Raw genomic sequence first — 14,267 nt, 5'->3', positions numbered from 1 at the left:
AGGGGAGCTCCCGAATGGGTGAGGGGTTTTTGAAGTCTCCCTTGTCAAAGGGAGATTTAGAGGGATTTGGATTGCAATGTTCCGCCCTCCCTCTCGCCCCTCCGTAGCCATGGTGTAGGAGGGTCAAGGGAGGGAATTAAAGGGTGGGTTTTGACTTAATTACCAATTACAGATTACTGATTACAAAAATTTAATTGTTAATTGTGCTCTCGGGTTTCTGTCCAAACCTTCAATATCTTTTACAAACTCACCCCTCATTGCCTTAAAATATCCCGCCACCCCAATCATCCCGGCATTATCCGTATTCAAAATCTTAGTATATGGCATAAAAATCGGCAACTTAAATTTTCTCGCCAACATCCGCAATTGTTTTCTTAATGTCACATTTGCCATCACTCCGCCGCAGGCCATCAGACTTTTTGGCTCACATTTTTCAATTGCCAGTTTAAATTTTCTGAGAAGCATCTCAAACACTGCCGCCTGATAGCTTGCCGCCAAGTCATGCAAATTTTGGGCCACCTTATCCTTGGGCCAGTCCTTAATCTTGTAATAAAAGCTAGTTTTCAGCCCCGAAAAACTGTAGTCAAGAATCTTTTTGTCTGCCATTGGTCTGGGTAATTCAAGAAAATTCTGGTCTCCGCCCTCCGCCAACCTCTCAATTATCGGCCCTCCGGGATACCCCAGCCCCATCAATTTTGCTGCCTTATCCAGTGCCTCTCCCGCCGCATCATCCAGCGTTTCTCCAACAACCTGATATTGAAAACCACCTATTTTATTTGGTACTTTTTTATTTTTTAAAAATTGAGAATTAGAAATTGAAAATTGATCATTTTGATTCATCAAAATGATCTTGGTATGTCCTCCCGAAACCGTCAGTACTAGGGCAGGGTACTCGATCTCTCTCTCCGGTTTTCCCTTCCTGTTTTTTGCCAGGTTGGACAAAATATGCCCCTCCACATGGTTTACCGCCACCAGTTTTTTTTTGTATTTTATTGCCAGTTCTTTGGCAGTATTCACTCCCACTCCCAAAGCGGGCGCTAGCCCGGGTCCCACCGTCACCGCAATCACATCAATTTCATTCATCAATTTTTCCATCTCCCTTGTCAAAGGGAGAAGCGGCGAAGCCGAGAGGGATTTTGCCCTTTTTAAAGCTGTCATCACCACCGGCATAATTCTTTCCATATGCGCCCTTTTGGCAATATCTGGCACCACTCCGCCCCACTGGGCATGTAGGTTAATTTGTGACGAAACCACGTTCGACAATATCCGGTCATTTTCTAGCACCGCCGCACACGTATCGTCACAACTTGTTTCTATTGCCAGTACAATCATCCGCCTATTATACCGCCCTGGCCTTGTCTCTTCCCGCGAAATCCAATCGAAAAACACACAAGGTAGTAAACGTCCATTGCCGGTAATACTCTTGACAAAGACCTATAACATACATTATAATCAGAACAATAATTATTTTTATTATTATCTATGACATTGAAAGAAGGGGATCCACAAAACCAAGCTGATATTTTACTAATTACCCGCGATGAATTTGATAATTCTCCGGACGGAACAGTATTTATAAGTATTTTCGGGCAACCGGTAGTCAAAGGGGCAGACTCGGTTAATCTAGAAGATACAAGGGCCGGCTTGTTACCACTCGGTCTTCCGGTAGCTAATCAGGCTGAGGCACAAAATAGTCAGCCAAAGGGGCCAGGGGTATGGCCGGTAAAAGGGTAGAAAATAAAGATACCGTTAGGCTAGTTTCTCTTGCCAATGTTTCCCTGACTCTGTATCATTAACTGATGGATACCAGTCGTGCTAATCTTGATCAGCTTCAATCCAACAAAAGATATCTCTCCCTTTCTGCTGTTTTTGTCATCCTCTCCCTCATCGGTATTTTTTTGTTTTTCAAAATAAAATCAACGCAGGATAATATTGTTACTCCGCCCGAACCTCCCCTCGTTTTCGAGGAAAACCCGCAATCCGCCACCCCGTCTCCCGAATTTGTTCCCTCTGTCTCAGAAACTCCCTCCGAATTCCCCGCCACCTCTTCGCCACTTCCTTCGCCGGAAGATTCCCCGGCTCCCACCCTAACCCCCGGGCCCACCCCCGCTTTTCAGACCTATGATGGCACCGAAGATGGGTTCACCCTTTCCTATATGTCAGATAGAAAAGTATACAAAATTGCCGAACCTACCGGCCACAGAATTGCTTTCTATCGTATTGGTGGCAATATCGCCGTCCATGTCGGTAGTGATTGGTCCTGGGAAAATCCCGGCCGGCCGGTTTTGGACAACACCCGAAGTTACCTTCTCTCTGGCCAACCTGCTTTCCGCTACGACATTTCCGCCCAAACTCTAGTTGATGTAAAATACAAAGATAAGTTCTACACCATCCAGTGTATTCACAACTCGGATGCCGCCCTCAAATCAGAATGCGAAAAACTAATTACAAGTTTCAAATTTTTATAAACATATGAAAAAAGGTCTATTAGTCCTCGGTGTCATCGCCGTGTTTTTATTTTTATGGGCAATTTCCGCCTACAATGGTCTCGTCACCGGCAATCAAAGTGTCGACGTCCAGTGGGCCCAGGTCGAAACCCAGTATCAGCGCCGCTTCGATCTTATCCCCAATTTAGTAGAATCCGTCAAAGGTGTTCTCAAGCAGGAACAAACCATCTTCAAAGATATTGCCGATGCCCGTTCCCGCTATGCCGGCGCCACAACAGTGGATGAAAAATCTGCCGCCGCCACCGGTGTCGAAAGCTCTCTTGGTCGTCTTTTGGTAATTATGGAAAACTACCCGGAGTTAAAATCCGACACTACGGTAGTCAGGCTCATGGATGAGCTTGCCGGTACCGAAAACCGGATAGCCGTCGAACGAAAAAGGTTCAACGAAACCGTCTCCGAGTACAATCTCAAGGTGATTCGTTTCCCCGGTAGCCTCCTTGCCAATCTTTTTGGTTTCAAACAACGACAATTTTTCCAAGCCCAGGATGGTGCCGATACTGCCCCTTCGGTCAAATTGGACATCACCAACTAATAAATGAAGCCAAAGGTTTTGCTGACGTTAGTTTTTGTTTTCCTTTTTCTAGGAGTTCATTCGGTTTTCGCCAAAGTCGTCCTCCCCGAATATCGGGGGTATGTAAACGACTATGCCGAAATTTTAAGCCCCGAATTTGAAGCCATCCTAAATCAAAACCTGGCCGATTTCGAGTCCAAAACCAAAAACGAAATTGCCGTTGCCACCGTTGTTTCCATGGATGATTTGTCCGTCGAAGAATACGCCCTGGATCTTTTTCAAAAATGGGGGATTGGCAAAAAAGGCCAGGATAACGGCCTTCTTCTTTTAATCGCTCCCGGGCAGCGCCAAGTCAGAATCGAAGTCGGTTATGGTCTGGAGCCGATAATCACCGATGGTCGGGCCGGCAATATTCTCGACACCGAGTTTATCCCCGAGTTTAAAAAAGGAAATTACGAACTAGGTGTTCAAAACACAGTAAATCGTCTCGAAGCCTATCTATCAGATCCCACTCAAATTCCCCCCGATTCACCCGAGAAACCCTCCTCCGGCAACATTCTGGGCATTATCCTTTTTCTCATTTTTACCGGGCTTCCTATTTATTTTATTGCCTATCTTGGCCGCTCCAAAGAGATTTTTACCGGCGGTATCGCCGGAGCTGTTATTGGCTTTCTAGTCGCCGGTCTTTTGGCCGGTGTCGGCTTCGGTTTGTTGGGATTACTTCTTGATTATCTTCTCTCCAAAAACTTTAAAAATCTCAAATCATCCGGTAAACCCACCAATTTCTGGACGACTATGGGGGGGTTCAAAGGCGGTGGTTTCCGTTCCGGCGGGGGAGGTGGTTTTGGCGGCTTTGGCGGTGGTCGTTCCGGCGGCGGCGGCTCCTCCCGCGGTTGGTAAACCTGCTATTCGCAAAAAACTTTATATCTCCCTTATCAATTTGGATTGCCCAAGCGGAAAATTCGTCTCTTACATTCAGTCGTTCTTACGCACAAGAGTAGTGTTCTCCCTTGTCAAAGGGAGAATTAAAGAGGGATTTGGTTTACATCTCATAACTTATCTTTCTTGTTCTCTCGTTCACATATTCAAAGTTTATTGCCTTATAATTCGTCATCTTTTTCAATTTCTCAAAATTTTCCTTTCCCATATTTTCCGGCCACTCAATACAAGCCACGGTTCCCGGTTTGAACTGTTCCCAAAATTTTATTTCTTCCAATTCAAACTGGCCTCCGATTCTATACAAATCAAAATGTAAAAACTTCCCGGCTTTCAGACTTTCAGACTTTTGGACTTTCAGACTAACCGGCTGTCCAACTTTCAGACTTTCAGACTTTTGGACTTTCAGACTGATATCATACTCATTCATAATCACAAATGTCGGGCTAGTGATTTTTTCTTTAACCCCCAATATTTTCCCCACACTCCTCGAAAACACTGTCTTTCCGCATCCCAAATCTCCACTCAGTCCAAATACTAATGGCAGTGCCCCTCCTTTCGTCAAAGGAGGGGATAGGGGTAGATTTTGATTTAGGGATTTATTCAATATAAACTCCGCAATCTTCCCCGTTTCCTTTTCCGATTTGGATATCAAAGTTTTAGAATTAGCAGTAATCAGGTCGCCTCGCCTCAAAATTTTGATTTCCGGCTCAGTGGCATCAATAACTGTCGACGGCTTATTAAACCGCAGTTTCCCCGCATCAACGATCAAATCAATCATGTCCCTCTTTTTCTGCGACAATGTTTTCAAAAAGCTCTCGATAGAATAATGCGGTGTCCGCCCCGACAGATTAGCCGATGTCGCCGTTACCGGTTTCCCAATGGCTGTCACCAAATCGTGAATATATTTGTTATCGGGGATTCTTATCCCCAAAGTCCCGTTTTCCGCCTCAATCCCGCTCGCCATTTTATGTTTTCCCTTGCTTACTACCGTAAATGGTCCGGGTAGCAAGTTAGCATATATATTTTCAGCGTTTTCCGATAGTTCTACATAATCTTTGGCCATTTTAGTATCCGCCACTGCCACCGAAATTGCCTTTCCCACCCAGCGGTTTTTAAACGCCAAAAGTTTCTTTGTCGCATCAACATTTGTCGGATCCATCGCCAAAATATATACCGTATCCGATGGGAATATCACCAGTCCGCCGCCCCTTATCGTTTCAGCCGTCCTTTTAATAATTTCTTCGTAACTGTCGTTAATTTTGATTATTTCCATTCTCGCTATTTTATCATTTTAGGCCTTCGACCCATTCATTGATATCACGGTGCCATTCTCTGTATTTTTCTTTAAGTTGTTTTAGGTCAGGGATTCCAAATTTTTCTCTATATCTTTTCAAAATTACCCCGTAATTCGGGTTAATTTTATTTAATTCTTCCAACGTTCCTTCAAAATCATTAAATCTTGGATGACCTTTTGAATGAAAATTATCGGCATAACAGACAATCTCTTCTTCTAAACTGATTGGCACATAATTATTTTTTGGTAAATCAAGATTTTCCTTTTCTATTTGTTCATTGCTTATCCCCACTCCGGTATGTGTCAAGGCAAATCTCGCTTTTTTTTGCGACACCCCTTCTTTAGTCAAAATATCGTAGCCCATCTTCCCATGAAGCAGATATTTGCATGTCTTTTTGTAATTATCATCAAAGCAGTCATAAAAACCGATATCGTGAATTAATGCTCCGAATTCAACAATTTTCTTGTCTGTCTTAATTCCGTATTTTTCTTCAAGATGGTTAACAATTTGCAATGAAATATCTTTAACGATTAGGCTATGTGTCCAAACAATTTCCAATATCTCCTTTTTATATTTTCCGTGGGAATATTTTTTATGAAGTTTATAAATATCACCTTGTTTCATGGTCAATTATAACTTATATAAATCCCCCCCTTGTTCACCCGCCAGAATGCGAAGCTTTCGGAGAGTCAAGGGATGGAGATAATGGGTGGGTTTGATTTCCCCCTCTTTCTTCAAAGAGGGGGCAGGCCTGCCTGCCGGCAGGCAGGGGGAGATTTAGAGGGATTTAGATGTTAAAATCATCCCATGGACAAGGCATATGACCCAAGTAACGAGCAGGACATCTATTCCCTGTGGGAAAAATCAGGCGCCTTCACCCCGATTGTCCCCAAAAATCCTCAAAAGGCTCGCAAATCCCACCCACCCTACACCATCATTTTGCCCCTCCCAAACGCCAACGATCCCATGCACATGGGGCATGCCGTATTTACCATCGAAGATATTTTAGTCCGCTATCACCGCATGTTGGGCGATCCCACCTTATGGCTGCCCGGCGGCGATCATGCCGGCATCGAAACCCAATTTGTTTTCGAAAAAAAATTATCCAAGGAAGGCAAAAGTCGTTTTGATTTTGACAGACAGACCCTATATCAGCTGATTTGGGATTTCGTCGAAAAAAATCGGCAACAAAACGTCTTCCAGATGAAAAAACTGGGTTTCTCCATGGATTGGACCCGATATCACTACAGTATGGAGCCCTCGATTGTAAACAATGTCCTGTCTGTCTTCAAAAAGCTCTATCGCGACGGCCTTATCTATCGTGATGAAAAAATTGTCAATTATTGTCCTCACTGTGGCACCGCCTTTAGCAATCTCGAAGTCAATTACGTCGACGAAACAACCAGCCTATATTATATGAAGTATGGGCCGTTCACTCTGGCCACCACCCGCCCCGAAACAAAGTTTGGCGACACTGCCGTCGCCGTCCATCCCAAAGACACGCGGTATACCCAATACATCGGTCAGGAAATCACCGTCGACGGGCTAAACGGCCCTTTTACTGTCAAAGTAATTGCTGATGATATGGTCGATATGGAATTTGGCACCGGTGTTGTCAAAATCACCCCCGCTCACGATCCAAACGATTTTGAAGCCGCCAAAAGGCACAATTTACCTCTCAAAAAGGTTATCGGTCTTGATGGTCGTCTAAATGAGCTCACCGGACCATATGCCGGGCTGACTGTCGCTTCCGCCCGGGAAAAAGTGGTGGCGGATATGAAATCCCGCGGTATGTTAGTCAAAATAGACGACAAATATCAGCACCGTATCGGCCGTTGTTACCGCTGCAACCGCCCCATCGAGCCCATGGTTACTCCCCAGTGGTACCTAAAAATAGATCCTTTAGCCAAGGCCGCCATTGCCGCCGCCAAAGAGGGACAGGTCAAGTTTTTCCCCACCAGATTCAAAAAAGCTTTTATTACCTGGATGGAAAATATCCGCGATTGGAATATCAGCCGCCAAATTGTTTGGGGTCCCCAAATTCCCGCCTGGTATTGTTTGGACTGCAGTCCTCAAATAAAAATTAACTTCCTAAATCGGGACCAAGAAATAGTTTCCGGGTTTTACGCCGATCTAAAAGACAAATATTCCTATGAAGAAATCAAAAACGGGCTACAATCACTAATCGCCCCGGTTGACACCGATTTTGTCGTCGACCAAGTTTCGCATTGTTCAAAATGCAAGTCCACCCATTTATTGCAGGAAACCGATACTTTTGACACCTGGTTTTTAAGCGGCCAGTGGCCTCTAAACACTCTCGGTTTCAATCCCGATGATCCGCAAAAATCATCCCCGGATTTTTTCTATTTTTACCCCACTTCAGTTCTCGACACTCTTTGGGATATTCTTTTCTTCTGGGTCGCCAGAATGATCATGTTTGGCCTATATTTAGCCAAAGATGTTCCCTTCAAAATGGTCCATCTTCATTCTCGGGTCGTCGATTCCAAAGGTCAAAAAATGAGCAAGTCCAAGGGAAATGGGGTTGATCCCCTCACCATGACCGAAAAATACGGCACCGATGCCCTCAGAATGTCCCTGGTCATCGGCATCGCCCCCGCCTCTGATTTCGTCGTCTCCGAAGACAAAATCCGCGCCCAGCGTAACTTTATCAACAAAATCTGGAACGCCGCCCGTTTCATCGAATTCAAATTCGGCGATGCTCCGGTAAATATCTCCCTTGTCAAAGGGAGAAGCGGCGAAGCCGAGAGGGATTTATCCGACCAAGCCATCCTCACCAAACTCGACCAAATCATCAAATCCACTACCAAAAATCTAAATAATTTTCGTTTCGGCCAGGCCTCAGAAGACCTCTACCACTTTTTCTGGCATGATTTTTGCGATATTTATCTCGAATCCACCAAAAATAGGGGACCGGACGCCCTGCCCGTCCTTCTCCACGTTATGATTACTTCTCTCAAGCTTCTTCATCCCTTCATCCCTTTTATCACCGAAAATATCTACCAAACTCTCGCCAAAAAATATAATCTGAAAGAGGCCATGCTCATCACCGCCGCCTGGCCAAAATGAAAAGATCCCAACTGTCTCTGATTATTATTCTTTTTATCCTCATTTTTACCAATCTTACTGTTTATTTTTGCCGTGATCCATACACCAGAAATAGACTGGCCTTGTTTTCCCTGTCAAAAGGGGACCGCTATGCTGCCCATCTCAATCTCTGGCGCCTCTATATCGACAATCGTCGCTGGGATTTGGCCCAATCACAGGAATTTTATCTTGATCAGTCCGATTTAGCCGATTACAAAGCTAAAAACGATCCCGAAGAATTCAAAAAACAGCTCAACAGTCTCGTCGTCAAACCCGACAAAACCGTCGAAGACTATATGGAAATGGCCAAACTCCAACACTGCCTGAACAAAATCTCAGATGCCCAAAACTCGCTTCTCCTGGCCAAGAACGCTGACCCGGTTAGAGACGACCTCATCAATCTCTTTTTCGACTCCCAACCCAGATAGTTTTTATTTTTCGTCTTTCTTGTAGGCCGCTTTTTCAGCTGCTTTGGTCTTGGCATCCGCCTCTTTTTCTTCCTCAGTTTTCTGGGCCATTGCCGGTGCCACTACCGGTTCGGTTGCCTCTTCAGCGGCTGCTACCGGCTCCACTTCTTCTTCTCTCGGTAGTTCCACCTTCACAATTACCTGTTCCGGGTCATTTTTAACCTCGACTAAGGTCCTGTCAACTTTCAAATCGGCCACTGTTACCACCGATTCCACTGTTTCCAAAACCGTCAAATCGACTTCAATCTTTTCCGGCAAATCAGTCGGTAATGCTTCCACCTCGATTTCCATCAAAACTTCCACCAACACATTTCCCAGTTTCACCGCCGTACTTTCACCCACAAACTCAATTGGTACTGTTGCCGTAATTTTCTCTTTCAAATTTACCTGGTGGCAGTCGATATGAATTAAGTTCCCCAAAACCGGATGATATTGAGGGTTTTTAAACAATACCGGGACTACCTTTCCGTCAATTGCAAAATCAATTAATCCCGATTCACCCACGTCTTCAAACAGTTTATCCAATTCCTTAGTATTAATTTGAACCGACACCGGCTCAACTCCTTTTCCGTATACGGTTGCCGGAGTAATCCCTTGGGCTCTTAAGTTTTTAACCTTTTTCCCCAAAACGGTTCTTGTCTGGGCTTCAATTTTTGGATTTGTTTTCGCCATTTTTTCTTTTTGCCTCCGACCCTTCAGCTTTCGCTTACCTATCTTCGGCTTATATAAACTAGCGGTTATTATAACATGCTATTCTTAGATGATGACTCGGATCTTTCTTGTAATTTCCGTCATTTTAAACCTGCTTTTAGGTCTCTTCGTTATCCGCTCCCAAATTCCGCCCCAAAAACTCTATACTGTCTCCGAAATCATCGATGGCGACAGTATTGTCCTTGAGGAAAATAAACAGTCCATCCGCCTCATGAACATCAATGCTCCCGAAAAAGGTTTATGCGGCTATCACCAGGCCAAAGCGGAACTAACTTCACTTTTACAAGGCAAACAGGTCAAAATTGTCGGCACAATTAATGATTCTCACAATCGTTTTTTAGCCCTGGTTTACCTTCCCGACGGTACTCTGGTCAATGAATTAATGCTCAACTCCGGTTGGGCCCGTTATACCTCAAATGCTTCTATCGAATCTGCCCGTCTCCAAAAAGCCGGTGCCGCCGCCAAGGCCACCAAAATCGGTATTTTCGGCCCCCTCTGTTTCCAATCTGTTAATCCCGCCAATCCCAAGTGTTCTATTAAGGGCAATGTCAAAGACGGCAAAAAGACATATTTTTTTGATGGCTGCGGCAATTACTCCAATGTTCAGCTCGCCCTGGACGAAGGCGACCGTTGGTTTTGCTCCGAAGCCGAAGCCCTCCAGGCCGGCTTTACCAAATCCGTCAACTGTCATGAAAAACTTTTTGACCAGTTTTAAAATCTATCCTGCCATCCAGGTTTTTTTAACGCCAGTTCTTCTTTTACATTCTAATGTTGCTGTCCACCGGTAGTCCGGCTTTCACAAAAACATCCTTTATTGGAAGACCATTATCCTGTTGACCTCTGTTTGTCAACATCACTTGATATCTATTGGTAGATAATGGAGACTTTCCGTCAATCGTTATCCCTCCCGGGTGGTGGCTCAATTCACCCCCACTAACCCTCGAAGGATTGGTGATTCTATCCAAACCAACCGATAGCGCATAAAGTGGGCTTTGCCTGTCTAGCCCGCCTGTTTTACTCGCTTTATGCAGCTTAGTAAGTTCTTGATTCCACTCTTCCTTCCACGTTGCTTCAGAAATTGTATCGACGACCATCTCGGCCACAGGTGCAAAACCCATACCCTTATCATCTCTCGCCGTCAAATATAAATCCAATATATCCACCAAATCCCCCACTGTTAAATCGTCTTTCCCAAACCCCGTCTCTGCCACTTCTGGCCTTGTTCCAAATCGCTCTCTCAATCTTTGAAAAGCTGCGGATGCCAGAGCCACCTCTATTCCATTCTTCGGCGGTGCCCCTTCGGCGGCAACTGTCTGTAGCAAGGGCTCCCGAGCAGAACTTAGTCCAACCGCCACCGTCCCTTGTGGCTTTGCACCTCTTCCAAATAACCTTCCAAAACGATCTGCCAATGGCTCACCCATTTTTTTATTAATTGATAATCCAAACCCATTTTAGCATTTTTGTCAAATCCGCCAACTGTCATGACAAAATTTTTAACCTCGCCTCGGTCAAATAGGCCCTGGTTCAAGATAGAAAACATATCCTATATTATTGACAAACCCATCATATTTTGATATATTACCCCCGTCCTTACTGTTTTCTGTTTTTCGACGACAAATCAGCCATTTAGCTTGGTTGAAAAGTTGTCGGAAGACATGTTCGTTGACATATCGATAGTGCGTTCTTTTCAAAAGTATCCGAAAAGGAGATCTCATGAACGGGAAAAAGATCGTGTCCGCCGCGTTGCTCTTGGGCATCATCGCCCTCGCCGTCCTGGTGGGAGTATCCCTCCGGGACTCTTCGGTCGTGTCCGCCGAGACGCCGGTCGTCACCATTCCCGCCGAAGGGTGGGACTGCTACGAGGATCTGACGATGTGGGCCCGTGTATGCTCGACCGAAAAGGTCACTGGTACTCTGTCCCTCATTAGGGATGGCCAGGTCGTTTCCTCTCGGTCGATCACGCTCAGCGAAGGCTGCACCAAACCCGGGAAGGACCCCCACTTCACGAGGATCGCGCAGCCGGGCGTCTACAGCATCCGCTTCGAAGGGCCGAATGGCATTGTGGCGAATTCCTCCACCATCAATATCCAGGAGGAGAACATCCGCCACTGCATGCCGACCCGTACCCCGACCCGCACGGCCACCCCGTCGCCGACCCCCACGACCACGGCCACCCCTTCGGCCACCCCGACCAACACGCCCACGACCTCGGCCACCCCTTCGGCCACCCCGACCCCGCCGATGACGCTGATCACGGCCACTCCGACCAACCCGCCGGTCACGTTGACCCCCCCGGTCACCCCACCGCCCCCCCCGCCCCCAAGGAACAGCCGTTCCTTCCTTGGCGTCCTATGCCAGGGCTGCCCGGGCAGCGCGAGTGCGACCTTGTTCGTCGGCGGTACGGAGGTTGAGACCCGTGAATTCAGGCCCAACCATGAGGGTTGGCCCGGCGTGGTCTTCTCTTTCCGGCACCACGTGCCCTGGAGCGTCCGCATTCGGGTCAACTTGCCCCCGCTACCGCGGAGCTCGGGTGAGGATTGGGCCTTGCTTTTGTGGGAGGGTGTGGAACCGTGTTCCTACCGATGGTTGTCGAACAATGAGTTCGAGTTTACCGTCGCCCCCGGTCACAATCGACAGCCCCCTTGGGATGTCCAGTTGGTCGATAGGTCGAACACCCTCTGGGCCCAGACGCACTGCTACACCCCGTAGCACCGACGCCCACGCGTCCGAGGCCCTCTAGGGTGAATTTCGGACCCTGAGGGCCAAGCACTATCGAGTTCCCCGACCTGCCTGGTGGCGTTTTTTATAGCCACCAGGTGGGTCGGATGTGTGTTTATCCGGTTTCTCCGGATCTGATGAGTCCAGGCCCAAAAAGCACAGGACGAAAACAAAAAGCATTCTAACTCCCAATCTGCCTGGTTCTAGAGCTCCATACTTCCCGTCATTTCCAAAAACTGTCTATTCAGCTCATCTTTTTCCGGATCATATCCCTCCTCTGTCCATCCCGCCGGGCTGGAAGTCACCTCAAACACCAAAATATCGCTGTTTCTCACTAGAAAATACTTATACGTCAAAATCCCCTCAAACAACCCCGTTTTAATCTTATAAAACGAATTCCCCCCCGCCACTATCGGTACAAATTCCTCAAAACTTTCCGGGCTTAGCCCACTTGCGTCAAATATTACATCACCCATCATTACTTGTTTATAATCTCCCGTATTCTCCAGTCTAATTCTATACAGCCTTATATCCGGTTTAGTTGACAATCGGCTACTTTTTGCCGTTTCGTCCAAACATATCACATCATCTTCAAGTATGCATTCCACCGGCGAGAAATTCTCGGGGTAGCCAAGTTTAATTCCCAAGTCACTGTTTTCAAATACCAAATTATCTCCTTTTGGCGGTACTTCCGGCAGGGGAGTCACTTCCGTCAATGGTGGTTGTGTCTTCTCTCCCGTTCTGGGATCAATTTTCGTAATAATCAAGCCCGCCGCTACCAAGACCAATATCAAAATCACCAACCCTATTTTTTTGTCATATTGCATACACCAGTATACTTCTTTTTAACCCCTCACTAACGGTCAATCCTCAAATTATCTTTTAGGAAATGGCAATGGAAAACACGGCACAATATTTTTTTCCGCATAACCTTGCATATCCGAATAGGTTAACTCTTCTCCTGTTTCTTCAAAGCTTAAATTCGGAAATAATCTCGTCATCAATCCATAGGCCTCTTTCGGACCCGAAATTGCGATTTCTCTCAAAATCACATGTAATGGTACAACTCGACCAAATTGGTCGGTATATCTGGTCAATATTCCAATCGCCACCTTCCCGTCGGCCCTGTTTGCTACTGCAAAGGGCCTTCTCTCGCTCACTTCAGCCAGATCCGGATACCACATATCCCCAGTGTTCCCGGCCGTGGCTACTACCTGGAAATCGCTCCGTGAAGTGGTGTTGTATTGAGCTTTCCCTAAAACAACTCCGTCCAATCCTGATCTGAACACCATTTCGGCTAAAGGGCACAAATCTCGCATTGTCTTCGTAATCACCATCACGTCACTTACTGTCAACACCCCTTCTTTTTTAATCTCTCTTTCGCCCATATTTTGGAAAAATAAATAAAAATTAATTTAGGTTTTCCACCCACTGTGGGCATGCATGGACTCGGACCATGGACCCTCGACTTATAAGATCGATGCTCTAACCAACTGAGCTACATGCCCTAATTAATTTTTAACTTTCCTCTTTTCCCTCCTTTTTCAAGGGAGGGTGCCCTGAGCTTGTCGAAGGGCGGGTGGGTTTTGTTTGTAGCAGGGGCGGGGCTCGGACCCGCGACCTTAGCGTTATGAATGCTACGCTCTAACCAGCTGAGCTACCCTGCCATATTCCAGCCCTTCCGTAGCCTTACGGGGAGGGCCTCGCCCGCCGTAGGTTTACCGTAGGCGAGCCAAAAACTAGGGTGATTATACCAAATATATCGAGTTTCTTTTATTTTTATAATTCTCCCTTGCTTGCCCGCCGTAGCTTTGGCGAAGTCGGTGGCGTAGGAGGGCCAAAGGAAGACCAGCTCGTCCGGCAGGTGGGTCAAAGGGAGAATTAAAGAGGGATTTGGATTTTTATTCCCCCTTGCCCTGTCAAGCCTGCCCGCCTTTGGTGGGGGAAAGGGTAGGGTTAGGGTTTTATTTAAAAGTGGGTTTTGATTTTCCAATAAAAAAGTCCTCAGGTTAAT

The 14,267-nt window shown here is 46.3% G+C and carries 15 protein-coding genes and 2 tRNA genes; 7 read left to right on the top strand and 10 right to left on the bottom strand.

The features are described from left to right. Positions 1 to 180 precede the first annotated feature (180 nt). A complete protein-coding gene (gene tsaD / locus WC841_05390) occupies positions 181 to 1,332 on the bottom strand; it encodes a tRNA (adenosine(37)-N6)-threonylcarbamoyltransferase complex transferase subunit TsaD (GenBank protein MFA5828758.1) in 1,152 nt (383 codons plus the stop codon). A 150-nt stretch (positions 1,333 to 1,482) separates the two neighbouring features. Between tsaD and WC841_05385 the strand changes: the two genes are divergently transcribed. From WC841_05385 to WC841_05370, 4 genes are all read left to right on the top strand, one after another. After that, positions 1,483 to 1,734 (top strand): hypothetical protein, encoded by a 252-nt coding sequence (locus tag WC841_05385; protein ID MFA5828757.1) that lies wholly within the window; start codon positions 1,483 to 1,485, stop codon positions 1,732 to 1,734. A gap of 65 nt (positions 1,735 to 1,799) precedes the next feature. Continuing rightward, entirely contained in the window at positions 1,800 to 2,468 is a 669-nt protein-coding gene (locus tag WC841_05380; GenBank protein ID MFA5828756.1) for a hypothetical protein, read from the top strand. Between the two features lie 4 nt (positions 2,469 to 2,472). Beyond that, complete coding sequence (locus WC841_05375; protein MFA5828755.1) at positions 2,473 to 3,039, top strand: LemA family protein; 567 nt, start codon at positions 2,473 to 2,475, stop codon at positions 3,037 to 3,039. Between the two features lie 3 nt (positions 3,040 to 3,042). Beyond that, positions 3,043 to 3,918 (top strand): TPM domain-containing protein, encoded by an 876-nt coding sequence (locus tag WC841_05370; GenBank protein ID MFA5828754.1) that lies wholly within the window; start codon positions 3,043 to 3,045, stop codon positions 3,916 to 3,918. Between the two features lie 142 nt (positions 3,919 to 4,060). On the opposite strand, the gene WC841_05365 is transcribed toward WC841_05370, so the two are convergent. Both WC841_05365 and WC841_05360 read right to left on the bottom strand, forming a co-directional pair. After that, positions 4,061 to 5,230 (bottom strand): L-threonylcarbamoyladenylate synthase, encoded by a 1,170-nt coding sequence (locus WC841_05365; protein MFA5828753.1) that lies wholly within the window; start codon positions 5,228 to 5,230, stop codon positions 4,061 to 4,063. A gap of 13 nt (positions 5,231 to 5,243) precedes the next feature. Next, the gene (locus tag WC841_05360) at positions 5,244 to 5,876 is read right to left on the bottom strand and encodes an HD domain-containing protein (protein ID MFA5828752.1); all 633 of its coding nucleotides are present in this window, start codon (positions 5,874 to 5,876) and stop codon (positions 5,244 to 5,246) included. A gap of 183 nt (positions 5,877 to 6,059) precedes the next feature. Between WC841_05360 and WC841_05355 the strand changes: the two genes are divergently transcribed. Both WC841_05355 and WC841_05350 read left to right on the top strand, forming a co-directional pair. Next, entirely contained in the window at positions 6,060 to 8,339 is a 2,280-nt protein-coding gene (locus WC841_05355) for a valine--tRNA ligase (protein MFA5828751.1), read from the top strand. Then, positions 8,336 to 8,785 carry a hypothetical protein gene (locus WC841_05350; GenBank protein MFA5828750.1) on the top strand — a complete coding sequence of 150 codons (450 nt, stop codon included), beginning with the start codon at positions 8,336 to 8,338 and terminating at the stop codon, positions 8,783 to 8,785. The genes WC841_05355 and WC841_05350 overlap by 4 nt, the downstream gene beginning before the upstream one ends. 3 nt (positions 8,786 to 8,788) lie before the next feature. Here the strand turns inward: WC841_05350 and WC841_05345 are convergent, their stop codons facing one another. Then, the gene (locus WC841_05345; GenBank protein MFA5828749.1) at positions 8,789 to 9,496 is read right to left on the bottom strand and encodes a 50S ribosomal protein L25; all 708 of its coding nucleotides are present in this window, start codon (positions 9,494 to 9,496) and stop codon (positions 8,789 to 8,791) included. 88 nt (positions 9,497 to 9,584) lie between these two features. Here WC841_05345 and WC841_05340 point away from each other — a divergent pair, with 88 nt between their 5' ends. Further along, on the top strand, positions 9,585 to 10,250 hold the full coding sequence (locus WC841_05340) for a thermonuclease family protein (protein ID MFA5828748.1): 666 nt from the start codon (positions 9,585 to 9,587) through the stop codon (positions 10,248 to 10,250). 43 nt (positions 10,251 to 10,293) lie between these two features. On the opposite strand, the gene WC841_05335 is transcribed toward WC841_05340, so the two are convergent. The 6 genes from WC841_05335 to WC841_05310 form a co-directional block, all read right to left on the bottom strand. Then, positions 10,294 to 10,956, bottom strand: coding sequence for a hypothetical protein (locus WC841_05335; GenBank protein ID MFA5828747.1), 663 nt, complete (start codon positions 10,954 to 10,956; stop codon positions 10,294 to 10,296). A 606-nt stretch (positions 10,957 to 11,562) separates the two neighbouring features. After that, positions 11,563 to 11,790 (bottom strand): hypothetical protein, encoded by a 228-nt coding sequence (locus WC841_05330; GenBank protein ID MFA5828746.1) that lies wholly within the window; start codon positions 11,788 to 11,790, stop codon positions 11,563 to 11,565. Positions 11,791 to 12,456: 666 nt separating this feature from the next. Then, on the bottom strand, positions 12,457 to 13,080 hold the full coding sequence (locus tag WC841_05325; GenBank protein ID MFA5828745.1) for a hypothetical protein: 624 nt from the start codon (positions 13,078 to 13,080) through the stop codon (positions 12,457 to 12,459). 48 nt (positions 13,081 to 13,128) lie between these two features. Continuing rightward, the gene (locus WC841_05320) at positions 13,129 to 13,641 is read right to left on the bottom strand and encodes a hypothetical protein (protein MFA5828744.1); all 513 of its coding nucleotides are present in this window, start codon (positions 13,639 to 13,641) and stop codon (positions 13,129 to 13,131) included. A 46-nt stretch (positions 13,642 to 13,687) separates the two neighbouring features. Beyond that, positions 13,688 to 13,761, bottom strand: a tRNA-Ile gene (locus WC841_05315). 85 nt (positions 13,762 to 13,846) lie between these two features. Continuing rightward, positions 13,847 to 13,920: transfer RNA gene (locus tag WC841_05310), tRNA-Met, on the bottom strand. Between the last annotated feature and the right edge of the window lie 347 nt (positions 13,921 to 14,267).

Source organism: Candidatus Shapirobacteria bacterium (assembly GCA_041659325.1).
In the GTDB taxonomy this organism is placed as follows: domain Bacteria; phylum Patescibacteriota; class Microgenomatia; order UBA12405; family UBA12405; genus JBAZYN01.
The sequence above is the reverse complement of the archived record's forward strand: the minus strand, read 5'-3'. Positions and strand labels throughout refer to the sequence as shown.

Bases quoted from the DNA above. Each gene is read 5' to 3' on its own strand.
- WC841_05340 (MFA5828748.1), top strand. From the start codon at position 9,585: ATGATGACTCGGATCTTTCTTGTAATTTCCGTCATTTTAAACCTGCTT.
- WC841_05350 (MFA5828750.1), top strand. From the start codon at position 8,336: ATGAAAAGATCCCAACTGTCTCTGATTATTATTCTTTTTATCCTCATT.
- WC841_05355 (MFA5828751.1), top strand. From the start codon at position 6,060: ATGGACAAGGCATATGACCCAAGTAACGAGCAGGACATCTATTCCCTG.
- WC841_05370 (MFA5828754.1), top strand. From the start codon at position 3,043: ATGAAGCCAAAGGTTTTGCTGACGTTAGTTTTTGTTTTCCTTTTTCTA.
- WC841_05380 (MFA5828756.1), top strand. From the start codon at position 1,800: ATGGATACCAGTCGTGCTAATCTTGATCAGCTTCAATCCAACAAAAGA.
- WC841_05375 (MFA5828755.1), top strand. From the start codon at position 2,473: ATGAAAAAAGGTCTATTAGTCCTCGGTGTCATCGCCGTGTTTTTATTT.
- tsaD (MFA5828758.1), bottom strand. From the start codon at position 1,332: ATGATTGTACTGGCAATAGAAACAAGTTGTGACGATACGTGTGCGGCG.
- WC841_05345 (MFA5828749.1), bottom strand. From the start codon at position 9,496: ATGGCGAAAACAAATCCAAAAATTGAAGCCCAGACAAGAACCGTTTTG.
- WC841_05360 (MFA5828752.1), bottom strand. From the start codon at position 5,876: ATGAAACAAGGTGATATTTATAAACTTCATAAAAAATATTCCCACGGA.
- WC841_05320 (MFA5828744.1), bottom strand. From the start codon at position 13,641: ATGGGCGAAAGAGAGATTAAAAAAGAAGGGGTGTTGACAGTAAGTGAC.
- WC841_05325 (MFA5828745.1), bottom strand. From the start codon at position 13,080: ATGCAATATGACAAAAAAATAGGGTTGGTGATTTTGATATTGGTCTTG.
- WC841_05385 (MFA5828757.1), top strand. From the start codon at position 1,483: ATGACATTGAAAGAAGGGGATCCACAAAACCAAGCTGATATTTTACTA.
- WC841_05335 (MFA5828747.1), bottom strand. From the start codon at position 10,956: ATGGGTGAGCCATTGGCAGATCGTTTTGGAAGGTTATTTGGAAGAGGT.
- WC841_05365 (MFA5828753.1), bottom strand. From the start codon at position 5,230: ATGGAAATAATCAAAATTAACGACAGTTACGAAGAAATTATTAAAAGG.